Below are 21,628 nucleotides of genomic sequence, written 5' to 3' on the forward strand. Positions count from 1 at the left end.
CCGGAAGGGGTCACCGCCCACCGAGAACCGTCTCTCACGTCAGCTGGGAGAGGTCGACCGCGTCCGCCAGGGCCTGCATGCCGGACTCGTTGGGATGGATGTGGTCGCCGGAGTCGTACGCCGGGTTCAGGGCGGCCGGGTCGGCCGGGTCGGCGACGGCCTTGTCGAAGTCGACCACGCCGCCGAAGGCCCCGCTGGTGCGGATCCAGTGGTTGGCCGCCTGGCGGATCGCCTCCGCGGAGTGGGAGTAGTAGCCGTTGCCCTTGTCGGGCAGCATGGTGCCGCCGATGACGCGGACTCCGGCGGCGTGGGCCTGCCGGATCAGGTCGCGGTAGCCGTCGATCAGGTCCTGCGTGGTCAGTGGCGCGCCGTCGGGACCCTGGTTGTTGCCGATGTCGTTGATGCCCTGCAGGAGGATCACGTCCCGTACTCCCGGCTGGCCGAGCGCGTCATGGGCGAACCGCTTCTTCGCGCTGACGCCCTGCCAGATGTTGGGGACGTCCGTCAGGACGCGGTTGCCGCCTATGCCCGCGTCGACGACGGCCATCGGGCGGGTTGCCGCCAGTCGCCGGGCGAGGTCGTCGGGCCATCGGCGGTAGGCCCCCGCCGGGGTGTTGTAGCCGTCGGTTATCGAGTCCCCGAACGCCACCACCGTGCCGCGGGCGCGCGTCGGTACGACGTCGATGCCGGACAGGTAGTACCAGGAGGTCCGCGACGCGACGTAGGACGCGTCGGACGTCTCGGCGGTGTGGTCGCCCGGCCCCGACAGGTAGCTGGTGTCGAAGGCGTCGGAGTGCCAGGTGGCCGAACTGGTCGCGTGCGGCAGGTAGACGCTGACCAGGACGCTCTGGTCGGCCTTGACGTGCATCGCCACCGGGTCGCTGACCACTTCCCCGCCGGTGGGGACGGTCACGGACCGCCGGTGGGCGAAGGTGACCGGGCGCAGTGACCCGGCGGCCGCCGTCGCCCGGCCGGCCTGCGCGCCGACGGTGACGTCGCCGACCGTCAGCGGGATGGTGCCGCGCAGGTTGGACAGGTGGATGCGCAGGGCGCCGCCGTCGACGGTGGAGTGCGCGACCATCCGGATGGTCTGGTCGTCGAAGTTCGGTCCGCCGGCCGTCATGCTCGGCGACCAGGCCGCGACCCGGCGTTCCTGCGGCACCTGGGTGTGCGGGGCGGTGGATCCGGCGGCCGGGGAGGCGGCCGTCCGGCCGACGGCGACCTGCGCGCCGGCGATCAGTGCGACGACCGCGGCGGGTGCCGTCAGCACGGTGAACAGTCTGTGTCTAGGTGCGGAGAGCATGGGTGTGTCCTTTCTCCCGGCGCGTGGCCGGCCGCGATGGCGACGAGGTGCCTGTGACCGTGGCCCTACGGCCGGTTCAGGGTGAAGCCGTCCACCAGGAGGTAGTCGCCGCCGGCCTTGGTGAGCGTCAGGGTGTGGGTGCCGGCGGGCAGGTCCGCGACCGTGTACACGCTCTGCCGGGCGTGCCGTTGCGGGGTGTTCGCGCTGACGGTCTGCTCGGGGCCGCCGTCCAGGGAGACGGCGATGTCGCCTTCGTCGGAGTTGGTCTCGGTGAGGAAGGTGATCCCGGTGCCGGTGAAGGTGATCGTCGCGGCGGCGCCGTCGTGCTGGGTGTAGTGCACGCCGTCGTCCAGGTCGCCGTAGCCGCGGGAGCCGCTGGAGGACCAGCTGCCGGTGTAGGAGATCCGCAGGTCGTCGTCGTCGACGGTGCCGCCCGGGAGGGTGCCGGGGCCCGCGTCCTTGATGATGGCCCTGGCCGCCGGCGGCCAGTTCCCGTCGGTCACCACCGTGGCCTGCTGGAACGCGATGTCGGTGCCGCTGTTGTTGTAGGAGGCGGTGTCGCTGTAGTTGTCGTGGATCGTGTCGTCGTGGATGCTCGGCGTCCACAGGTTCGTCCAGAGCGATCCGTTGGCGAAGCGCACGACGTTGTCGTGGGTGTTCCACATCGAGCTGCCCTCGTCGTGGTAGATCATGTTGCAGCCGTCGATGCACTCCGAGAGGACGTTGCCGGCGAGTTCGGAGGGTGCCGACTGGCCGCCGAGGGTGTAGATCGGACCGCCGTCGAAGAGCGCGCCCATCACGCTGTGCACGTGGTTGCCGAGGATCTTGTTGCCGCCCGCGTACGTGGTGCCGTGCAGGCAGGGGTCGGGCAGACCTTGTTTGGCCTGCAGGGTGCAGTTCGACGTCCATCCCCAGCCCCAGCCGACGGACATGCCGGAGTAGGGGGTGTAGCCGATGTCGTTGTGGGAGACGGTCGTCGTCCTGCTGTGGCCGACCCAGACGCCGACCGCGTCCTGGTACTCCTGGCCGGGGAACCGCATGGTGTTGCCGGAGACTGTGTCGCCGCTCGTCATCAGGGCGGGGTCGGTCTGGTAGTAGTCGTCCACCTCGCCGACCGAGACGCCGGTGCCGGAGGTGTCGGTGATGGCGCTGTCCGCGACGGTGGAGTCCTGCGTCTGGTCGGCCAGGTCGATGCCGCTGGTGCCGGTGTGCCGGACCACGTCGTGGGAGAAGGAGATCCGTGTGCCGCGGTGCACCTGGACCGCGGCCGGGATGCGAACGGGGGTGCGGGTGGCGGGGTCCCAGAGCACCCCGGCCTGGTTGTCCACGTAGCCCTCGGCGGACGGGGCGTTCCACGTGGTGTAGGCGAAGGTCAGTCCGGAGAAGGCGAGGTCGTGCACGGGGGCCACGGCGTCGGGGATCACGGTGAAGCCGTCGACGAGCAGGTAGGAGCCGCCGGTCTTGACCAGACGCAGGGTGTGCGGGCCCTTGGGCAGTCCGGTGACGGAGACCATGGCCTGCTGGGCGAGGCGTCCCGGGCCGTCGCCGGAGACAGTCGAGACCTTCTTCCCGTCGATGTACACGTCCGCGGTGCCTTCGTCGGAGTTGGTCTCCGACAGCACCTGGATGCCGGTGCCGGTGAAGGTGTAGGAGACGGCGTCGCCGTTGCCGGAGGTGTAGTGGACGTCGGCGTCCAGGTCGCCGAGGTGCCGGCCGGCGGAGTAGCCCCAGCTGCCGGTGTAGTCGGCCCGCCAGTCGGTGTCGTTGACGGGGGCCAGGTGTCCCGGGGTGCCCGAGGCGTCGAGCAGTTCGGGCGCCACGGGCAGTTCGACGTCCGCCGTCGCCAGGTTCTCGTCGGCGCGCGGCACGTAGTAGAGGTATCCGGCGGCCTCGTCGAGATAGAACTGGCCCGGTGTGCCGAGGAGTTGGTAGGCGTTCTCCAGCCAGCTGACGCCGTCCATCGTCGGCAGTCCGGCTCCGTTGAAGGGGAAGCTCGGGTTGGGCACCGCGTTGTGGTTGTTGTTCCAGCAGCCGGGATCGACGGTGAGGTCCGAACCGCCGGACGCGGAGCGGGTGATGGACGCCAGCGGGCAGCGCATCTGCTTCCAGCCGCTGTTGTGGACGACCTCGACCCGGGCCGGGTTCGTCCACGTGGTGTAGGAGGCGTCGGAGGTGGTGAAGCCGGTGGCGGTCACGGAGAACCCCGCCGGGTCGCGCGGCCCGCGGGCCCGGTCGGCGCGTGTTCCGTCGACGAACAGCTCGCGGCCGGTGGTGCCTTCGGGTACCCGGGCCCGGTAGATGTTCTTCGCGGCGTCGACCCGGGTGAAGCCGGTGATCCGGGTCGCGCCGCTGAGCACCGGCGTCTGTCCCGCGGCCGCCCGGTACACCACCGGGTGGCCGGGCCGCCCCGAGTCCTGGACGCCGAGCCGGAAGGGAGCGGTGAGCCGGTAGGTCCCGCCCGCCAGTTCGACCACGACATCGCCCGAGGCGTGCGGGACGAGGGATCTCGCGCGGTCGCGAGCGGTTTCGAGGCCGCATGGATTCCGGTCACCGCACGCCGAACCCCGCCCGTCGGGTGCGACATGGAGGATGGTGTCCGGCGCGTGGGCGGACGCGTCGGCGGCGACGGCTCGGGGCGGGCCGCCGGTGAACCCGAGACAGGCCACGGCGGCAGCAAGGCACGCGGCGACAACGGTGCGCATGGTCGATCTCCCACAGGACGAGCGATGGCTCAGACATCCGATGAATGTACGGAACCGGGGATCCAAGTCCTAGATCTGGGAGGCAAATTCTCTGCCGCCATCCGATCTCTCCGGGAGAGAGTGCGGCCGTACCGTCGTCGGCGGGCTCGTCGGAACGGTCCGTCCGGGGGCGTGCGGCCTCCGGACGGACCGTTCTCGTCTTCTGTGCGAACCGCGGCGCGGCGTCAGCGCAGGCCGAACGCCCGGATCACCGTCTGGTGCACCGCGTTGCCCGCCGAGTCCCGGGCGCTCGCCCTGAGCGAGACGTACGACGCCTTCTTCGGCGCGTCCAGGCGGAACCGCCCCGCGTGGTCACGGGTGGCCGGGTGCCAGGTCGCGCCGTCGTCGTAGGACATCTCCAGGGTGACCGCGCCGAGCCGGCCGGCCCCGACGGCGCCCGGCAGCTGACCGGCGGTGGCGGACACGAGGTCCTGGCGTCCGGCCCGCCCGGCCGCGTCGGTGGCGACCTCGTAGTCGAGCTGCACCAGCGGCAGCACCGCGGCGGAGCCGTCCGCCGACGCCTTCGAGGTGAAGTCCCACTCGGTGCGCGTGCGGGAGGAGTACGGAGTGAACGCCACGTCACGCTTGCCGGTGACGACCAGCCGGTAGGGCAGGGGTCCGGCGCCGGGTGCGTCGCCCGAGACGTTCGTGAACGTGCCCGTGCCCAGCTGGGTGGTGCCTTGGTAGAGGGTCTGGCGCTGTTCCGCTCCGCCGTCGATCTGGTTCATGCCGACGTGCGTGCGGCTGCCCCAGGCCGGGGTGTCGAGGTACAGGTGGCCGCCCGTGCGCGTGGGCATGCTGTAGGTGTCGTTCAGGTAGGGCCGTTCGATCGGCTTGAACCACTCCTCCGACTGCGTGCTGCCCGGCCGGTAGGAGGTCTTGGCCCCGGCCTCGAAGACCATGCCGTCCGCGTAGGCGCTCTGGCTCCAGCTGTTGAAGCCGCCGGTGGAGACCCAGTCGGTGCGCTGGCCCCGGACCGGTTCCGGCATCATCGGGCCGATTGCCCAGGCGTTGTAGTCGGGCCAGTCGAAGCGGAACTCGCCGCCGGTGCTGCCCGGGGCGGGGCTGTCGAAGGTCTCGTCGATCCGGGCGAGGTTCTTGGCACCGCCCTGCACCACCAGGTGGGCGGGGATCTCGTTGTGCCAGGTCAGGTCCAGGTCGTACACGTACGGGCTCACGGGCGCGGATCCGGCCGTGACCGTGGCGCCCCGGGTCTGCGCCTGCCGTACGAGCTTCTCGCCCTCGTCGGTGCTGAGCAGGCCCACGTCCAGACGGACGGGCGTCGAGCTGAACGGCGCGTTGTAGGAGCGGAAGCCGCGGCCGTCCACGTTGTTGACGACCAGCATGAGCTTCGCGCCCGCGGTCACCGCGGCGGCCGCCTGGTCCATGTCGGAGACGTCGTCGTTACGGCGTACCACCACGGCCTTGCCGCGCACGTCGAGGTGGGCGTAGTCGGCGGTCGCGCCCTCGCCGGCGAAGACCAGCGGGAGCTTGGTGGTGCCCTTGGGCAGGGGCGTTACGCCGTCCTGGCGCAGCACGTCGGTGAAGTCGGTCGTCCTGGTGGAGACGGACAGCGCGGGCTGCTCCTTGCGCCAGCGGGCCGCCAGGTAGAAATCGCCGTGGGTGACCTTGTGGGTGGTCGGCTGGGCCCAGAGGCTGTCGTAGTTGGTCTGGGTCTCCATGTAGTCGCGCCAGACCTGGCCGCCCATCAGGCGGGTGTAGTCCAGCCGCTGGTAGGTCGTCTCGGTCTGTTGTGGTGTCGTCATGTCGACGCGGCCGATCCTGGACGCGTCCAGCGTGACGGTGGTGTCGCGGTCCACGCGGACGTCGGGGTCGCCGAGCAGCGCCATGCCCCAGGAGTGGGGTCCGTGGACGCCCTGCACGGTCTTGAAGGACAGCACCGAGTACACGTCGTTCGGCAGGTACATCTCTCCCGTGCCGGAGCCGTCGATCTCGACGAACATCGGGGAGTCGTCACCGGACCTGAGGAGTTCGACCACGCCGGACATCGGCCGGCCCTGGGCGTCCTTGAACCGCATGGTGAGTTTGTGCTCGACGTCTCCGAGGGCGACGGCGGTGTGCGCCGCGACCTCGCCGGCCGCGGTCTTCGCGAGCACCTGGCCGCTGTACCGGCCGGCGGTGGTGACGCCGGAGCCGTCGATCGTCACGGTGACACCGGCGCTGCCGTGCGCCGGCACGGTCACCCGGGAGGCGGAGATCCGGAACACTCCGCCGGGGGCGTGTGCCGCGTCCACGCTCAGCGCGAGGGTGACGGGCTTGTCCGTGGTGTTGGTGTACGTGACCGGGCGCCGCACGCCGCCCGCGGGGTTCTGCGGGACCTGTGCGGCGTACGCGGTCGCCGTCGCGAAGACGCCCGCGTGCGCGGCCGCGGCGACGTCGAGACGGCCGCTGCCCGCCTGGAAGGCGTCGTACTGCGGGGTCTGCCGGGAGCTGCTGGCGAGCAGGTCCTTCAACTGGCTTCCGGTCAGGTCGGGGTGGGCGGCGGCCAACAGCGCGGCGGCGCCGGCCACGTGGGGCGTGGCCATGGAGGTGCCGCTCATGGTCTGGTAGGCGCCCTCGCCGTTCCCGTCGAACTGGGAGTTGGCCGCGAGGATGTCGACGCCGGGGGCGGTGATCTCCGGCTTGAGCGCGCCGTCGACGCGGGGGCCCTGACTGGAGAACCCGGCCAGCGTGTCGGCCGAGTCGACGGCTCCCACGGTCAGCGCGTCGCTCGCCGCGCCCGGTGCGCTGACGGTGTCCGGGGCCCCGGAGTTGCCCGCCGCGACCACGAACAGCGCGCCGGTCTCGGCGCTGAGGGTGTCGACGGCCTGGCTGAGGGGGTCGGTCCCGTCGGACGGCACCCCGTCGCCGAGGCTCATGTTGACGACCTTGGCGTGCTGGTCGACGGCGGCCCATTCCATGCCGGCCAGGACCCAGGAGGTCTGGCCTGAGCCGGTGTCGTCCAGCACCTTGCCGATGTCGAGGCGGGCGCCGGGCGCGACACCCTTCTCCTTGCCGCCGGAGGCCGCGCCGGTGCCGGCGATGATGGACGCGACGTGCGTGCCGTGACCGAAGTGGTCGTCCGTGGTCTCGTCCGGTACGAAGCTCCGGCGGTCGGCGACGCGGTCCGCGAGGTCGGGGTGTCCGGCGTCGACGCCGGTGTCCAGGACGGCGACGTCCACGCCCTGTCCGGTGTCGCCTCCCGCCCAGACCTGGGGGGCGCCGATCTGCGCCGTGCTGTCGGCGAGGTCGGCGTGGACGAGGCCGTCCAGCCAGATGTGCGCGATCCCGTCGGCGAAGGCCGGTGCGGCGGACCGCTCACGGGCGCCGTCGGCCGACGGCGTCGCCGTGACGGACTTCCAGAAGTCCGCGGCGTGCGCGCGGTCCGCGGTGAGGGCGGCGCCGCCGATGCCGTCGAGGGTACGGACCCGGGTCGCGCCCTGGGGCACAGCGGCGGCCGTGCTCAGGGCGTCGGTGGTGTGCGCGTAGGAGACGATGAGTGGCAGCCGGTCGCGGTGCGCGTCGTCGTACCTGTCGGCGATCATGGCCGTGATGTTGAACAGCTGCCGGTCCAGGATTCCCTTGGCGACGTACGGCAGGACCGACTCGGGGAACACGTAGAGGTCGTTCCCGGACGTCAGGACCCGGGTCTGCGCCGGACGCCCGTCGGCGCCACGGACACTGACGACGCCTCCGGTTCCGCCGCCGGTGCCGGGGTTCTGGCGGGTGGTGACCACGTCACCGGTGATCAGCGTCACCGAGTGCTCGCCCGCGGGCACCCGGTCGGACGGAGAGGCGGTGGACATCGATGCGGTGGACGGGTGGCCGGCGGCGTTCGGACGGGCCGCCGAGGACGCGAAGGCCGTCGCGTCGTAGGGGCCGGCCAACGCCATCACCAGGGCGCCGGCGGCAACCGGCACACTCCAGCGTCTGCGGTGGTGCGCTCTCACAGGGTCTCTCCCGGCTTGCGATCGGGCGGAGCACGTTCGTCCTCCGCCCTCCAGGTGGCGCCGCCTGACCGGTCGTGGGCGCCGAGGGTGCCCGGATCCCGTCCACAGGTGGCGTGAACGATCAGAGTGAAAGCTTGTGAACGACGAATGTCTAGATCAAACTCGTGTCGTACATCGCCAGTTGGCGAATCGCGCCACCGCCGTCCCAACTGCTGGACGGACGGCGTTCGCTGGGAGGGCAACCGGTGCTGAGCACCCTGGGGATCAGCGAGTTCGACGAACAGGTCTACCGCGTCTACCTCACCGCGTCCGACCGGACGGCGGCCGAGATCGCCGCGGCCCTGGGCACCACACCCAGCCGGATCAGGCGGACCGTCTCCCGGTTGGTGGACCTGGGCATGCTGAGGAGGGAAGCACCCGGCCAGTACCGGCCGGTCAGTCCGCACACCGCGCTCCGGGCGCTGCTCGCCAGGCGCCGGGCCGAGACCGAGGCGGCGTTCACCGCGGTGTGGGGCACCGCCGACGACCTGGCGGACGAGTACCGTGCCCATCGGCTGCAGGAGGATCCGACCGGCCTGGTGGAAGTGATCACCGGCGAGGCGGAGATCACCCAGCGCGTCGCCGAACTGATGCAGTCGGTCCGCACCCATTTCTGGGTGCTCGACCGGCCTCCCTATCTCGGGCCCTACAGCACCGAGTTGGAGGAGGCCCTGACGATGGACCTGCTGGGCCGGGGCGTCGACATCCGGTCGGTGTACACGCAGGAGGCGCTGGCGCAGCCGGGCCGCTTCGAGCTGATCACCCACCTCGCCGGCATCGGCGAGCAGGCCCGCATCCTGCCGACCCTGCCGTTCAGGCTGCGCATCATGGACCGGCGCGTCGCGCTGGTCGCACTGGTCCCGGGCCGCTACGACCGGATCGCCGTCGTCCACCAGTCGGGCCTGCTCGACGCGCTCCTGGAGCTGTTCGACTCCTATTGGCAGCGTGCGCAGTCCCTCGTCGCGACCGCTCCGCCGACGCCCGACGGGCCGAGCCCGCAGGATCTCCTGCTGCTGAAGATGATGCAGGCGGGCTACAAGGACCAGGCGATCGCGCGGCAGTTGGGCACGAGCGCGCGCACGGTGACCCGCCGGATCGGGGCGATCGCGTCCGGCCTCGGCCTCGAAACCCGCTTCCAGGTGGGAGCGGAGGCGGCCAAGAGAGGCTGGATCTAGGGACGCGGGTTGGGCAGGCCTCCGCACCTCGACGGTGTTCATAGGGGGCAGATGGTCTCGGAGGCGCGGGCCCGGGACGTGGCTGTCCTAGGGCGTGTTGCGAAAGTCCCGTCGTTCGCCCGGAGGGCGGGCCGCGCGGCGTCAGGTGCGTGCTCTGGGGGTCCCCCCGGCCGGAGGCTGGGGGAGTGCCGGGCGGAAGTCCTCGTACTGGACGTACTTGGGCTTGCGCCCGGTGCGGCGAGTGGGGGCACCTCCCACGCCCTTCAGGCAGTGGGGGAGCGTGCATGGCGTCGCGCGGCAGACGGGACTTTCGCAACACGCCCTAGTAGCCGACGGTGAAGTGCCTGTCGTGGCCCGGGTTTTCCAGCTCGTCCAGGATCGCGACCGCCAGGTCCTCGGCCGACACGTGCGAGGTGCCGTCGGGGGTGGTGAGGAGCGTCGTGGTGCCGCGCCGGTAGCCGCCGGTGCGGGTGCCGGGTTCGAGGAGGGCTGGCGGGCTGAGGTAGGTCCAGTCGGCGGGGTGGGTCCGGCATGCTTCCAGTTGGGCGGCGCTGGCCGCGGCGACGGCACGGTAGGCGGGCGGTACGTACCGCGGGCTGTCCAGCGTGCGGCTGCCCGGCCGGCCGGGCAGTTCCAGCGGGGCGGCGCCGCCGACGACCAGGATGCGGGTCCCGGTGGACGCGGCCGCGTCCAGGAGCGTGGTGGTCGTGGCCACGGCGCCGTGCTCCCGGCCCGGGGCGGGCCGGGTCGCGGCCACGACCGCGGTGGCGCCGTCGAAGAGCGCCGCCATCTCCTCGGGGTCGTCGGCATCACCGTGGACGGCGGTCACCCCGTCGGGCAGTGTGCCGGGCCGGTGGCGTCGGAAGACCGCCGTCGTACGGTGGCCGCGGGCGGCGGCCTCTGCGACGACCCGGGAGCCGACCATTCCGGCGGCCCCGACCACGACGATCCTCATGTTCTTCGCCGCGTCGTTCATCGAACGGTCTTCTCCTTCACAGGTGCGGGCTCTTCGCCGGACGGCGGCAGGTGCCGCGATGCCCCTGCGGGAGCGGGGAGTTGGCCGGCGACGATCGCGGCCGAGGACAGGGCGAACCCGGCGAGCTGGACCGGTCCCAGGGTCTGGCCGAGCACGGCGGCGCCCAGGGCCGCGGCGACCAGCGGGGAGAGCAGCGTGAGCGGCGCGACCGAGGAGACGGGCAGCCTGGCGATCCCCTGGAACCACAGCGAGTAGGCGAGGAGGCCGCCCACCAGCCCCAGCCACAGATAGCCCAGCGCCGCGCCGGTTCCGACCGGAGGCGGAGTTCCTTCGGCGAGGAAGGTCAGGGGCAGCAGGAAGAGTCCGCCCGCGGTGAGCTGCCAGCCGGTGAACGCCGTCGGGCCGACGCCGTCGGGCCGGCCCCAGCGCTTGGTGAGGGTGACGCCGAGAGCCATCGCCACCGCGCCGGCGAGTCCCGCGGCGATCCCCACGGCGTCGAGCGACGCGGCCGGGCCGATCACCACCAGGCCGACGCCCGCCGCTCCGGCCAGCCCCCACAACAGGCGCCGTGCGACGAGGCGTTCTCGCAGCAACGGCACGGAAAGGGCTGCGACGACCAGCGGTTGGACGGCGCCCAGGGTCGCCGCGACGCCACCTGGCAGGCGTTGCGCGGCCACGAACAGCAGAGGCAGGAACGTTCCGATGTTGAGCACGCCGAGCACGGCGGCCTTGCCCCACCAGGCGCCGCGCGGCAGCGTGCGGGTGAGGGCCAGGACGATCACGCCCGCGGGCAGGGACCGCAGCAGTCCGGCGAACAACGGGTGCCCGGCGGGGAGGAGTTCGGTGGTGACGATGTAGGTGGTGCCCCACACCGACGGCGCCAGCGCCGCCAGTACGGTGCGCGGCACATTCGCGGTGCGGGCGCGGGGGCGGGCGGTGCCGCCCGGTGGGTTCCGCGGGGTCCGAGTCGTCATGGACGGAAGTCTCGGCCCGAGGCGATCGATGAGTCCAACACATCCTTGTCACGCGATCGATCTCGTATCACTATGGATCGCCATGGAACTCCAGCAGATGCGTTACGTGATCGCCGTCGCCGAGACGAGCAGCTTCACCCGGGCCGCCGAGCGGTGCCTGGTGGTCCAGTCCGCCCTCAGTCACCAGATCGCGCGACTGGAACGCGAGCTGGGCGCCCGGCTGTTCGACCGCACCAGCCGACGGGTCCGGCTGACGCCCGCCGGTGAGGCCTTCCTTCCGGCGGCCCGTGCGTCCCTGGAGGCCGCCGAGCGCGCGAGCGCCGATGTCGCCGCCTCCGTCGGCGAAGTACGGGGACGACTCGCCGTCGGGGTCATCCCCACGGTCGCCGCCGTCGACGTGCCGGCCGCGCTGCGCGACTTCCGCCGGCGGCATCCTCAGGTGCGGATCAGTCTGCGGGTGGGAGCCAGCGGCGACCTGGCCGACCAGGTCCGGGAACGGGCGCTGGACGTGGCGTTCCTCGGGCTGCCGACGACGGCTGAGCCGCGGGGTGTGGCCGCCCGCGAACTCGCCCGCGACCGCTTGGTCGTCGTGGTGGCACCGGACCACCGGCTGGCCGGCGAGCCGGTCGTGACGCTCAAGAGCCTGGCCTCCGAGACCTTCGTCGACTTCCCGGCGGGAACCGCCGGACGAGTCCAGACGGACCAGGCGTTCGCCGCGGCCGGGATCGAACGGGACGTCGCCTTCGAGGTGAGCACGACCGATTTCACCGTGCCGCTCGTCGCGTCGGGACTCGGCGTGGCGATGATGCCCTCCGCCTACGCACCCCAACTCGCCGGTGTCGTCGCCATCGAGATCTCGGACGCGCCGGGCCGCGTGGAGTACGTGGTCTGGAGCGCCTCCTCCCCCACCCCCGCGGCGACCGCGTTCCTGTCCGGCGTCCCGGGGTTCCCGTCCGTGCCCCGCGCGAAGCCGTAGGCGCACGAGGGTGGTCGGCAGGCCGACGGGTTCAGGCGCTCTCGCCCGACGGCCGCTTCGAGTGTTCTGGCACGCCGTTGCGGTCCATGGCGCCTCCCTGGAGGAGTCTGACCGCGAGGACGGGAAAGATCATGACCGATAGGACTCCCGCGCAGGTCAGCGCGGCACCGTTGACGGGTGTGATCAGGTTCTCCGCCATGCCGATCTGGGTGGCGCTGACGATGACGGGAAGCGAAGTGGCCATCAGCAAGCCGTTTGCCAGAAGGTGCCGCCGGGGGAACGTCTTCCGGTAGAGCAGTGCCGGCAGCGCACGCGACACCAGCAGGGCGACGGTGAACAGTACGACGCGGAGCAGTGCCGACGGACTCGCGAACAGTCCTCGGAGATCCAGTCGGATACCGCTGGTGACGAAGAAGACGGGAATGAGGAATCCGTAGCCGATGGCTTCGAGTTTGACCCGGAAGTGAGGATGTGACGACGCGTCGGCGTCGAGGAATCCGATGAGAGCGCCGGCCAGGAAGGCCCCCAGAATGGATTCCAGTCCGAACTTCTCGGCAAGGGCGACGAAGCCGACCAGGAGCACAACGGCGGCACGGATCCGGATCTCGGCGGTGGTGTCGGCGAGCCGCTCGAAGACACCGCGCAGGTCGCGGGAGCGCATGGCGAACCACACGGTGACGCCGACCCCGGCGACGACCAGGCCGAACGTTGCCAGCAGTACGGCGCGTCCGCTCGTGCTGCCTCCCGAACTCGAGAACGCCAGGGACAGCAGGACAACAGCACCGAAGTCGGCGATGGCGCCCCCGGCCATGCTCGTCTGCCCCAGCTCCGTGTCGATCGCGCCCGTCCCCTTGAGCACGGAGGCGACGAGACCGGACGACGTACTCGCGAGCATGATGGCGACCAGGACGGGGCTCTTCACCCATTCCGCCGCGCCGAAACCGAGTCCGGCCGCCAAGCCGATCACGAGACTGAAGGCGTAGGCCAGCAGGGCCAGATGAAGAGTCCTGCCACGCAGTCGGTGAACGTCGGTCTCCATTCCGGCGAGGAAGAGGAGGAAGGCCAGTCCCAACAGCGCGATGACATCGACAGGCTCATCGATCTTCACCCAGTCAAGAAGTGACGGACCGACGATGATTCCGAGCACGATCTCGAGCACGACGGACGGAAGCCGAAGCGATGGACGCAGCCCGAGCAGCAGGGGTCCGAGCAGACCTACTGCCGTGACGGCCAGCAAATTGACGAACTCGACGTCCTTCACCGGCTCACACCCCTGTCTCATGACGTTTCGAAAAATCGCTGAAGTGCCGAGACCGGCCGCGGGCAAGGAAGGAAAGGGTCAGTCCTTGACCGGCTCGGCGATGGGCGCACCGAAGTAGGGGAAGGTGTCGACGATGTGATCGCGCCCGACGGCGACGCCGTTGTCGATGGGTGCGCTGGTCATCAGCGTCAGCATGACGTTCATGACGTTGTCGGTCAGCGCACGTCCGTTGAACCCGACGAGGTCGAAGGCTGCCGGGGAGTTCAGAACGTACGGGAGGGTCGTCGGGAACAGTTTGGCGGCCACGCGCTCCGCATAGGCGCCGGTGTCCTCGACCGATCCTGCCAGGGTGGTCATCTTGCGCACCGTTGCGGCGACGATCTCGGAGAAGTGCGGAGTCTCCTCCGAGGGGCGAACGCGGTTGTACGTCTCCTTCTCCTCCGGGTCCAGGATGTAGATGTGTGTCATCAACGGAAGTCCCCACCGCGACACCTGGACCTCGGGTGCGTGCCCGTACAGCGATGCCGTCGCCCAGGCGTGTACGGCGGCTCCGTCCTCGGAGACCAGATCCACGGGAACCTCCAGCACGATGGCCGTGACGTTGCGGTTCCCGAAGTAGTTCGAGCCGTCGAGGAAGGCGTCGTGGGCGAACCGTCCCTCCGCGAGTTCCGCGCGGAACTTCTGCAGACCTCCGCGGTTGGCAGCGAAGAGTTCGGGCGCGAGACCGGCGAACGACCGCACTCCGGACGCTCCCGTCTCGGCGCGGCCGGTCCGCCCTGAGGCGATCACCTCTCCGCCGGCCCCTTGTGCGGCGTCCTCTCCGGCCGCCCGCACGATCTCGTACGTCTGAACGTGCGCGCCGCCCGGGTCGTGACCGGCTTCGCCGAACCGGACCTTGAAGGTCACCTCCTCGCGGCTGTCGCCGTCGAGGTCGAAGCGGAAGGCGTAGAGCCCCTCTTCGTGGAAGGTTTCGGGCGCCTTGACTCCTGCATTCGGATTGACCGTGAGCGCCATCGTGACGAACCCCGGGCGCCCTCGAAAGAGGTAGAAGTCGCAGACGTTGATCCTGGGGTCCTCAAGCGCGGTCGTCGTGTCGAAATGGTGAGACATGAAGTGCTTCCTTTCCGCGATTTCATGCGTTCACGACGAGGGCGCCGCTACCGATCACTTCGATTTCGGGGTCGCCGAAGGTCGTGCCGATACAGCCCGCGCCTCTTTCGCCACTGAGGCCGCCTGCGGCCGGGCGGCACCACAGGCAGCATTTCATGGACCATATGGTCCCGTCTATGACGATCAACGAAGACGTCGACGGGTCGGCACGCCCCTGGCGCGGCACCTCGCACCCTCACAGACGCACGGCCGGCCGCGGGCGCACAGAAAGGCTGCCGATCACCGGACCGCCGGAATGGATCTGCATGCGTTCGGGAGCGAGGGCAGACGACTCCACCCGCCACAGGAAGTGCGGGCCACATACGCGAGGCGCGTCAGGTCAATCCGCAGCTTGACGGGACTGACTACCGGCCGCCGTCCCCGCGGGCCGCAGCCGGATCCGCCGCATAGGACCTGACGTGATCGATGGCCATGTCCAGGGCAACCCGCATCGGAGCCGGGTCGCGAGCGGTCTGGGCCAGCAGGTAGCCGCCTTGCAGAGAGGCCATCAACCCGGTGGCCAGCCTCTCCGGATCCGCCTCCGGCCTGAGGAGGCCGGAGGCGCGCATCCTTGCGAGGCCGGCGGCCAGAAGGGACTCCCAAGTCCTGAAATGGTCGGCCAGGGCGCCTCGCGCCACCTCGTCCCGGTCGGCAACCTCGCTCGCCAGCGAACCGAGGGGGCAGCCGTACGCGCCGTTGCGCAGGGCATTGCCCTGGACGATGGCGTCCCGCCACCTCTCCAGGCCGCGGATCGAGTTCAGTCGCTGCAACTGCTGCCGCTGGCGTTCCAATAGCTGGGTTGCCTGCAGCGCGATGACGTCGCGCACTAGAGCATCCTTGTCGGGGAAGTAGCGGTAGAGCTGCGATTTGCTGGTACCGCTGGCCGCCCTGACGTCGTCGAGCGTGGTCACACCCACACCCCGGGCGTACATCAGGTCGGCCGCCGCCTGCAGGATTCGCGCTCGGGTAGCCACCCCGCGTGCTGTCAGTCGCGCGGTTTCCACGTTCGTCACCTGATCCGCCACACGACACAGGCTACCCAAGGGCAAGGTAGCAGGATATTTATCGGGACTACAAGGTCCCGTCTTGATCCTGGTCGGCCCGGGCGCGCAGACCAGGCTGGTCGTGCTTCGACGGTCCATTCTGGCAGCGAGAGAGCAGGCCCGAACGGGATGAGCAGCCCGAGAAGGAGAACCGACATGACCGGACCCGAGCCCATCAACGTAGGCGTCTCCCACCAGATCGGCCGCTACGCCGACGCCGTCCGCGTTCCCGCGGGGTACGAGCAGATCCTGGTGTCAGGCACGCCCGGCCTCCACCCCGACGGCTCACTCGCCGATGACGTCACGGGCCAGGCCACGCAGGCATGGGAGAACGTGAAGGCCATCCTGGACCGAGCAGGCGCGACCATCGCCGACATCGTCAGCATCCGCCAGTGGCTCACCGATGCCGACGACATCAAGGACTACGTAGCGGTCCGTGGCGCCTTCGTCCGGCACGAGTGCGCCTCCATGCTCGCGGTGATCCCCGCACTCGTATGGCCGAGCATCAAGGTCGAGGTCGAAGTCGTCGCCGTGATCCCCGCGGCCGGCACGAAGCCGTGACCTTTCCGGGGTGCGGCGCTCTCGAGCGCACAGCGAGGGCGAGGCGACCCGGCGCGGGTACGAGAGGCAGCGCGCGCCCGCGGCGACGGCAGCCACGCACATCGCGGCTCCGTCTGCGCTGCGTCCCGTGAGGAAGCAGAGGAGCATTGAGGCAGGCGATCCCGAAGGAGGCTCGACGTGGATAGCCAAGATCCGGACTACGAGCCATGGCTGTACTCCCACACGCCGTCGCAGGCGGAGGGCGAGTCAGGCGATCCCGAGGTGCGGGCGATCCAGCATCCGGACGTCCCGAGGACCGAGCCGTCCCAGGCGGAAGGAGAACGCGGGGACGAGGACGAGTCCTTCTGAGCGGTGCAGTGGCTCATCCGCGCTTGCCGGACGCGGTACGGAGTCCACCTACCGGTGGCGACATGTCCGGCCCGGCAGCGCGTCGAGTCCGCCGTGGGACCATGGGTTCGTTCAGAGCCATAGGGAACGGAGCCGGTCCCGCATGACCCCGCCCGACACGCATCCACCCGTCGTGGAGGTGGTGCAGCTCCTCGTGTCACCGGTGCACCGGTACTCGGGGCGGCCGTCCGAGGGGCCGACGGCGGACCCGGCGGGCGGGCTGGTGCCGCGGCTCGAGGTGCGCAAGGGTCTCGGAATCGTCGGTGACCGTTATTTCGCGCAGCCCGCACACCGTGACGCGTCCGTGACGGTCATGGCCGAGGAGAACCTGCCCGTAGGGATCGACCCCGCCGTCGACCTTCGGCAGACGCGGCGGAACGTACTGGTCCGAGGCATCGACGTCGACTCGTTCATCGGCTGGGTCGTGGAGTTCGACAGCGGTGACGGACCCGTCGTGCTCGCCATGAACCGCGCGGCGCGGCCCTGCGCGTGGATGGACGCCGTGGTCGGTCCCGGCGCGCAGCGCGCGCTTCGGGGACGGGGCGGCGTCCGCTGCACGCCCCTGTCCGACGGCGTGCTCCGCGTCGGGCCGGCGGCTTTCCGCGTCCTGGAAAAGCCGGCCGACCGGTAGCTCCGCGCGGCTACCCGTGCGTGCGCCCGGCTGTCCGGTGACCCGGCGTAGGGCACGTGGTCCGTGGACGGTGCCGGCCGCTTCCGCGTCCGAGGACGGTCACGCGCCCGGCACCAGGACGATCCGGCCGTCCACCTCGCGGCGCTCCATCCGTTCGTGCGCGGTGACGGCCGCGGCGAACGGGAGCACGTCGATCACCATGTCGCCGAGGCCTCCGGCGACGGCCTCCAGGGCCGCTTCCAGCGCGGGACGTACGACCTGCGGGTGTGCGGGCAGGTAGGCGCCCGCGTTGAATCCGGCCACGGTGGCGCCGGTGAGCCAGAGCTGGTTGGTGTCGACCTGATGAGTCCAGTCGCCCCCGGCGTTGCCCGCCACGACCAGCCTGCCGCCCGGCCTGAGCAGAGCCAGGCTGCGGGTGCGCAGGTCACCGCCGACCGGGTCGATGACGACGTCGAACTTCTCGTCGCCCAGTGCGCCGGGCAGGTCGGCGGAGTCGACGATGGTGTCGTACGGCAGCCTGGTCACGGCGGCCGCGTCCAGTTTGCCGTGGCGGACCGTGCCCACGACGCGGCCGGCGCCCAGCCTGCGCGCGATGCCGGGGAACGCCGCGGAGAATCCGCCCAGAGCACCCTGGACCAGGACACTCTCGCCCTCGCTCAGGTGGGCGACCCGGGTGAGCGCCACATGAGCCATCGCCGCGTTGGGCACGACCGCGACGGCGACCGCGGGGTCGATGCCGAAGCGCCGCGTCGACGCCACGAGCGCGGCGTCCGCGACGTACACCGAGGCATAGCCGCCGACTCCGGTGGCGGACATGGAGACGACCGGCTCACCGACCCCGAGCCCGGTGACGCCCTCCCCCAAGGCCCGTACCGTCCCGGCGACTTCGAGCCCTGGCACGAACGGAGGCCGTGGCATACCGGGCAGGTCACCGAACACCCCCTGGCGCATGAACACGTCGACCAGCCCCACCGCGGCATGGCTGACATCGATGGCGACCTGGCCCGGTCCGGGCACGGGATCGGGCAACTCGACGACCGACAGGACGCCCGGTCCTCCGAACTCGGCGATCTGAACTGCGTGCACGGGAGGTTCCTCTCTCACTGGTCCCACACCAGACTTAACGCACCTCATGATGCGTTACGGCGACCGTAACACGGCACGGACGCTTAGCGCACCCCGCGATGCCTTAAAGTGCGGGGTATGCGCGAGAGAGCCAGATCGGCGGAGGACAAGGCACAGCGGGCCGAGGATCTGCTGCGCGCGGCCGAATCAGTCGCGATCGCCCTCGGTGGCGTGCGTTTCGTCACCATCGCCGCGGTGACGGAGCAGGCGGGCCTGCACCGGACCGGAGTACGCCGCTACTACGCGAACAAGGAGGAACTGCTGCTGGCGTTGGCCGAACACGGATGGGCGCAGTGGCGCGACGCCGTGACGGCAACGGTCGGCGGCCGGACCGGACTTGGCCCGGAACAGGTCGCGGCCGCCCTCGCCGACACGCTCTCGCCCCTGTCGGTGTTCTGCGACCTGCTCAGTCACGTGGCCATGCATCTCGAAGGCGACGTCGACATCGAGCGGGCCCGCGCCTACAAGTCGAACGCCTTCGCAGCCGCCGACGGGATCGTCGCCGAACTGGACCGGGCGAGCAGCATGAGCGCCGACCGGCTCCAGAACCTCCTCGCCGCCACGATCTCCCTCGCGGCCGCGCTCTGGCAGGCGTCTCACCCGACCCCGACGCTGGCCGCACTCTACGAACAGGTGCCGGACTGGGGCCATGCCGCGCTCGACTTCGAACCCAGACTCCGCCTGCTCGTACGCGCCACGGCCGTCGGCCTCTGCCACCCGTAGCACGCTCTCCTCGACCCCAGCCCGAGCAGGACGTCCCGTGATCAGCTCCGCGGCTCCGCCACCCCGTCGAAATCCCCTCGCACAGCGTCGAGTTGCCCCCGGTTCACGGTGACCGGGTCCGGGAGCCGGGCGGTTACGCCGAGATCGGTGCGCATGGACCGTCGCATGGTGTCGATCAGGGACCAGAGCGCGTGCTGCGCCTCGGCCGCCGTGCGCAGGGTCTCACCCGGGCGCGGGTTTCCCTGTTCGAGGCGCTTGACCTGCCCGTAGACCGCGGTCAGCGCGTCGTTCACGTCCTGAGCGGGCGGGACCACCGTGTCCGAGGCGATCATCAGCGCCTCGGACCAGCGGTCACGGTAGGTGTCCTTGGTCTCTTCCAGCGCCCGGATGTCGTCGGCCTCGGGCGTGCGGTCCCGCACGACGTACAGGTGACGGCTGAGCGCCGTGGCGAACTGCCGTGCGTCCCTGTGGAGTTCCGTGTAGCAGCCGCGCCTCAGCTCGCGGTGCCGGCCCGCCTCCTCGAAAGCGCGGGTCGTCTCCAGCTCACGTCGTCTGGCTCGGTCGGTGCCGCGCTGGGTGAGCAGCGCGCCCCCGAGCGTTCCCCCGACACCGGCAACCGCGATCAGTACCGCACCGACATCCATCCGGTCACCGTATCGGCCTCTCCGGTGAGGGAGGTCGGCACCCGCGCGCGAAGCCTCGTCACGGCACGCGTGACGGGCCAGGCGGTGTCACGCGGGTACGGGAGCCTCACGATCGTGGCCCGGGACGGCGCGCAGCGCGAGGTCCACGGTGGCGTGGAGTGCCGCGCGTTCCGCGCCCGCGGCCGCGTGGACGGCGTTGCCCTCGCTGACGACCATGACGTAGCGGGCCAGCGCGGCGGGATCGGTGTCCGCCGGCAGGTCGCCCTCCGCGACGGCGCGGGCCAGCCGGCCGGCCAGCGCGCGTTCGCCGGCGAGACGGCTCTCGGCGAGGAACCCGGCGATATGGCCGTTGTCGCCGCCTTCGGCGAGGCCGCCCTGGACGGAGAGGCATCCGGGCGGGCGGTCGGCGCGGGTGAGCGCGTCCGCGTTGGCCCGCAGGAAGGCCTCGACGACGGCGTACGCGGTGGGCCGGGTGAGCGCGTCGCGGGCGTAGGCCATGTCCGCCTCTGCGTAGCGGGCCACGGCGCGGCGGAACAGCTCCTCCTTGTTGCCGTAGGCCGCGTACATGCTGGTCCGGTTGATGCCCATGGCCTCGGTGAGGTCGCTCAGCGACGCGCCTTCGTATCCCTGGCGCCAGAAGACCTCCACCGCGCGGTCCAGCGCCGCGTCGGCGTCGAAGCCCCGAGGTCTGCCTCGTTCAGCCATGCGCACCCCGTTCCAAGCCGTCCCTCAAATCTTAACCGGCCGGTACGGAAATAACCGGGGAGACCCCCGCTGTTATTCGGTATCGAACGGTACGGAAATGGAGCGGCCGTCGCGGAACACCGCGGCGGGCGCCCCGGCCGGACCGGACACCCACCGATCCACGGACAAGCGACACCGCACAAGGAGAAACGATCATGGGACAGCTCGACGGCAGGACCGCCCTCGTCACCGGAGCCACCTCGGGCATCGGCCTGGCCGCCGCCCGGCGGCTCGCCGCGGCGGGTGCGCACGTGTTCCTCACCGGACGTCGTCAGGAGGCCCTGGACGACGCGGTGGCCTCGATCGGCGACCGGGCCACCGGAGTCCGCGCCGACGTCGCCGACCTCGCCGACCTCGACCGGCTGTTCGGCGTGATCGCCGAGCGCGGCGGCCTGGACATCGTGTTCGCCAACGCGGGCGGCGGTGAGTTCGCGGCCCTGCCCGACATCACCTGGGAGCACTACGCCGACACGTTCAACATCAACGTCGGCGGCACCCTGTTCACCGTGCAGAAGGCGCTGCCGCTCCTCGGGGCGGGCTCCTCGGTCATCCTGACCAGTTCCAACATCGACACCAAGGGCGCCGCGTCGTTCGGCGTCTACGCCGCCAGCAAGGCCGCCCTCCGCTCGCTCACCCGCAGCTGGGCCGCCGAACTCGTCACCCGCGGCATCCGCGTCAACAGCATCGCCCCCGGTCCGATCGAGACCCCGGGTCTCAGCGGTCTCGCCGGCGACCCCGGCTCCGCCGAGCAGCTGCTCAAGGGCCTCGCCGCCGGTGTGCCGATGAACCGGCTCGGGCGTCCGGAGGAGATCGCCGAGACCGTACTGTTCCTCGCATCTGACGCCAGCAGCTACATGACCGGCGCCGAGATCTACGTGGACGGCGGCGCCAGCCAGATCTGACCGGCCCGCCGGCCAGGCAACCGGCTCCCCTGCCATCCCCCGACCCGACCGGGGCGGACGGCCGCGACCATCGGCGGCCGTCCGCCCCGGCACCACCCTCCGAGGAGGACACCATGAACACCGTGACCGAGCTGCTCGCCGCCAACCTGCACGACGTGTTCGGCAACCGCGACCCCGGCACCCGCCGCGCGGCCATCGAAAGGATCTACACCGAGGACGTCGTGTTCACCGACCCGGAGGGCGTCAGCACCGGCTGGGACGCGCTGGAGGACAAGGCCCGCGCCCTGCTCGAGAAGGTCCCCGTCGGACTTCGGCTTCACGGAG

The 21,628-nt window shown here is 70.9% G+C and carries 18 protein-coding genes; 7 read left to right on the forward strand and 11 right to left on the reverse strand.

Features of this window, described 5'->3' with window-relative positions; translation table 11 throughout:
- Positions 1 to 34: 34 nt before the first annotated feature.
- From ACIQOE_RS38225 to ACIQOE_RS38235, 3 genes are all read right to left on the reverse strand, one after another.
- A complete protein-coding gene (locus ACIQOE_RS38225) occupies positions 35 to 1,303 on the reverse strand; it encodes an SGNH/GDSL hydrolase family protein (RefSeq protein WP_401416603.1) in 1,269 nt (422 codons plus the stop codon).
- A 65-nt stretch (positions 1,304 to 1,368) separates the two neighbouring features.
- Positions 1,369 to 4,005 carry a hypothetical protein gene (locus tag ACIQOE_RS38230; protein WP_401416605.1) on the reverse strand — a complete coding sequence of 879 codons (2,637 nt, stop codon included), beginning with the start codon at positions 4,003 to 4,005 and terminating at the stop codon, positions 1,369 to 1,371.
- Positions 4,006 to 4,229: 224 nt separating this feature from the next.
- On the reverse strand, positions 4,230 to 7,994 hold the full coding sequence (locus tag ACIQOE_RS38235) for a S8 family serine peptidase (protein WP_401416607.1): 3,765 nt from the start codon (positions 7,992 to 7,994) through the stop codon (positions 4,230 to 4,232).
- Positions 7,995 to 8,239: 245 nt separating this feature from the next.
- Between ACIQOE_RS38235 and ACIQOE_RS38240 the strand changes: the two genes are divergently transcribed.
- The gene (locus ACIQOE_RS38240) at positions 8,240 to 9,208 is read left to right on the forward strand and encodes a helix-turn-helix domain-containing protein (RefSeq protein ID WP_351324855.1); all 969 of its coding nucleotides are present in this window, start codon (positions 8,240 to 8,242) and stop codon (positions 9,206 to 9,208) included.
- A gap of 322 nt (positions 9,209 to 9,530) precedes the next feature.
- On the opposite strand, the gene ACIQOE_RS38245 is transcribed toward ACIQOE_RS38240, so the two are convergent.
- Together ACIQOE_RS38245 and ACIQOE_RS38250 are read right to left on the reverse strand one after the other, a co-directional pair.
- Positions 9,531 to 10,163: an NAD(P)-dependent oxidoreductase gene (locus ACIQOE_RS38245; RefSeq protein WP_401416708.1), complete on the reverse strand. Its 633-nt coding sequence runs from the start codon at positions 10,161 to 10,163 to the stop codon at positions 9,531 to 9,533.
- 17 nt (positions 10,164 to 10,180) lie between these two features.
- Positions 10,181 to 11,158 carry an EamA family transporter gene (locus ACIQOE_RS38250; protein ID WP_401416611.1) on the reverse strand — a complete coding sequence of 326 codons (978 nt, stop codon included), beginning with the start codon at positions 11,156 to 11,158 and terminating at the stop codon, positions 10,181 to 10,183.
- Positions 11,159 to 11,240: 82 nt separating this feature from the next.
- Here ACIQOE_RS38250 and ACIQOE_RS38255 point away from each other — a divergent pair, with 82 nt between their 5' ends.
- Positions 11,241 to 12,134, forward strand: coding sequence for a LysR family transcriptional regulator (locus tag ACIQOE_RS38255; protein WP_401416614.1), 894 nt, complete (start codon positions 11,241 to 11,243; stop codon positions 12,132 to 12,134).
- A 31-nt stretch (positions 12,135 to 12,165) separates the two neighbouring features.
- Here ACIQOE_RS38255 and ACIQOE_RS38260 read toward each other — a convergent pair whose 3' ends face one another.
- The 3 genes from ACIQOE_RS38260 to ACIQOE_RS38270 all read right to left on the reverse strand — a co-directional run bounded on the left by ACIQOE_RS38260 (position 12,166) and on the right by ACIQOE_RS38270 (position 15,569).
- The gene (locus tag ACIQOE_RS38260) at positions 12,166 to 13,395 is read right to left on the reverse strand and encodes a cation:proton antiporter (protein ID WP_401416617.1); all 1,230 of its coding nucleotides are present in this window, start codon (positions 13,393 to 13,395) and stop codon (positions 12,166 to 12,168) included.
- A gap of 78 nt (positions 13,396 to 13,473) precedes the next feature.
- Complete coding sequence (locus tag ACIQOE_RS38265) at positions 13,474 to 14,505, reverse strand: DUF4331 family protein (protein WP_401416619.1); 1,032 nt, start codon at positions 14,503 to 14,505, stop codon at positions 13,474 to 13,476.
- A 404-nt stretch (positions 14,506 to 14,909) separates the two neighbouring features.
- Positions 14,910 to 15,569 (reverse strand): TetR family transcriptional regulator C-terminal domain-containing protein, encoded by a 660-nt coding sequence (locus ACIQOE_RS38270; RefSeq protein WP_351324863.1) that lies wholly within the window; start codon positions 15,567 to 15,569, stop codon positions 14,910 to 14,912.
- A 174-nt stretch (positions 15,570 to 15,743) separates the two neighbouring features.
- Here ACIQOE_RS38270 and ACIQOE_RS38275 point away from each other — a divergent pair, with 174 nt between their 5' ends.
- The 3 genes from ACIQOE_RS38275 to ACIQOE_RS38285 all read left to right on the forward strand — a co-directional run bounded on the left by ACIQOE_RS38275 (position 15,744) and on the right by ACIQOE_RS38285 (position 17,166).
- The gene (locus ACIQOE_RS38275; RefSeq protein WP_351324865.1) at positions 15,744 to 16,148 is read left to right on the forward strand and encodes a Rid family hydrolase; all 405 of its coding nucleotides are present in this window, start codon (positions 15,744 to 15,746) and stop codon (positions 16,146 to 16,148) included.
- A gap of 177 nt (positions 16,149 to 16,325) precedes the next feature.
- Positions 16,326 to 16,496, forward strand: coding sequence for a hypothetical protein (locus ACIQOE_RS38280; protein WP_365563983.1), 171 nt, complete (start codon positions 16,326 to 16,328; stop codon positions 16,494 to 16,496).
- A gap of 142 nt (positions 16,497 to 16,638) precedes the next feature.
- The gene (locus ACIQOE_RS38285) at positions 16,639 to 17,166 is read left to right on the forward strand and encodes a molybdenum cofactor biosysynthesis protein (protein ID WP_401416623.1); all 528 of its coding nucleotides are present in this window, start codon (positions 16,639 to 16,641) and stop codon (positions 17,164 to 17,166) included.
- Positions 17,167 to 17,265: 99 nt separating this feature from the next.
- Here the strand turns inward: ACIQOE_RS38285 and ACIQOE_RS38290 are convergent, their stop codons facing one another.
- On the reverse strand, positions 17,266 to 18,252 hold the full coding sequence (locus tag ACIQOE_RS38290; RefSeq protein WP_401416625.1) for a zinc-binding alcohol dehydrogenase family protein: 987 nt from the start codon (positions 18,250 to 18,252) through the stop codon (positions 17,266 to 17,268).
- Positions 18,253 to 18,369: 117 nt separating this feature from the next.
- Here ACIQOE_RS38290 and ACIQOE_RS38295 point away from each other — a divergent pair, with 117 nt between their 5' ends.
- Positions 18,370 to 19,014, forward strand: a complete 645-nt coding sequence (locus ACIQOE_RS38295; protein WP_401416627.1) for a TetR family transcriptional regulator — start codon at positions 18,370 to 18,372, stop codon at positions 19,012 to 19,014.
- Positions 19,015 to 19,055: 41 nt separating this feature from the next.
- Here the strand turns inward: ACIQOE_RS38295 and ACIQOE_RS38300 are convergent, their stop codons facing one another.
- Complete coding sequence (locus tag ACIQOE_RS38300; protein ID WP_365575630.1) at positions 19,056 to 19,658, reverse strand: hypothetical protein; 603 nt, start codon at positions 19,656 to 19,658, stop codon at positions 19,056 to 19,058.
- 87 nt (positions 19,659 to 19,745) lie between these two features.
- Positions 19,746 to 20,363 (reverse strand): TetR/AcrR family transcriptional regulator, encoded by a 618-nt coding sequence (locus ACIQOE_RS38305; RefSeq protein ID WP_401416630.1) that lies wholly within the window; start codon positions 20,361 to 20,363, stop codon positions 19,746 to 19,748.
- Positions 20,364 to 20,557: 194 nt separating this feature from the next.
- On the opposite strand from ACIQOE_RS38305, the gene ACIQOE_RS38310 reads away from it, so the two are divergent.
- Complete coding sequence (locus ACIQOE_RS38310; RefSeq protein ID WP_401416633.1) at positions 20,558 to 21,304, forward strand: SDR family NAD(P)-dependent oxidoreductase; 747 nt, start codon at positions 20,558 to 20,560, stop codon at positions 21,302 to 21,304.
- The last annotated feature ends 324 nt before the right edge of the window (positions 21,305 to 21,628 follow it).

Source organism: Streptomyces sp. NPDC091282 (assembly GCF_044757385.1).
GTDB classification, from domain to species: Bacteria; Actinomycetota; Actinomycetes; order Streptomycetales; family Streptomycetaceae; genus Streptomyces; species Streptomyces gramineus.

Coding starts and splice junctions, on each gene's coding strand:
- ACIQOE_RS38225 (WP_401416603.1), bottom strand. CDS start 1,303: ATGCTCTCCGCACCTAGACACAGACTGTTCACCGTGCTGACGGCACCC.
- ACIQOE_RS38230 (WP_401416605.1), bottom strand. CDS start 4,005: ATGCGCACCGTTGTCGCCGCGTGCCTTGCTGCCGCCGTGGCCTGTCTC.
- ACIQOE_RS38245 (WP_401416708.1), bottom strand. CDS start 10,163: ATGAGGATCGTCGTGGTCGGGGCCGCCGGAATGGTCGGCTCCCGGGTC.
- ACIQOE_RS38250 (WP_401416611.1), bottom strand. CDS start 11,158: ATGACGACTCGGACCCCGCGGAACCCACCGGGCGGCACCGCCCGCCCC.
- ACIQOE_RS38255 (WP_401416614.1), top strand. CDS start 11,241: ATGGAACTCCAGCAGATGCGTTACGTGATCGCCGTCGCCGAGACGAGC.
- ACIQOE_RS38265 (WP_401416619.1), bottom strand. CDS start 14,505: ATGTCTCACCATTTCGACACGACGACCGCGCTTGAGGACCCCAGGATC.
- ACIQOE_RS38275 (WP_351324865.1), top strand. CDS start 15,744: ATGACCGGACCCGAGCCCATCAACGTAGGCGTCTCCCACCAGATCGGC.
- ACIQOE_RS38285 (WP_401416623.1), top strand. CDS start 16,639: ATGACCCCGCCCGACACGCATCCACCCGTCGTGGAGGTGGTGCAGCTC.
- ACIQOE_RS38295 (WP_401416627.1), top strand. CDS start 18,370: ATGCGCGAGAGAGCCAGATCGGCGGAGGACAAGGCACAGCGGGCCGAG.
- ACIQOE_RS38300 (WP_365575630.1), bottom strand. CDS start 19,658: ATGGATGTCGGTGCGGTACTGATCGCGGTTGCCGGTGTCGGGGGAACG.
- ACIQOE_RS38305 (WP_401416630.1), bottom strand. CDS start 20,363: ATGGCTGAACGAGGCAGACCTCGGGGCTTCGACGCCGACGCGGCGCTG.
- ACIQOE_RS38310 (WP_401416633.1), top strand. CDS start 20,558: ATGGGACAGCTCGACGGCAGGACCGCCCTCGTCACCGGAGCCACCTCG.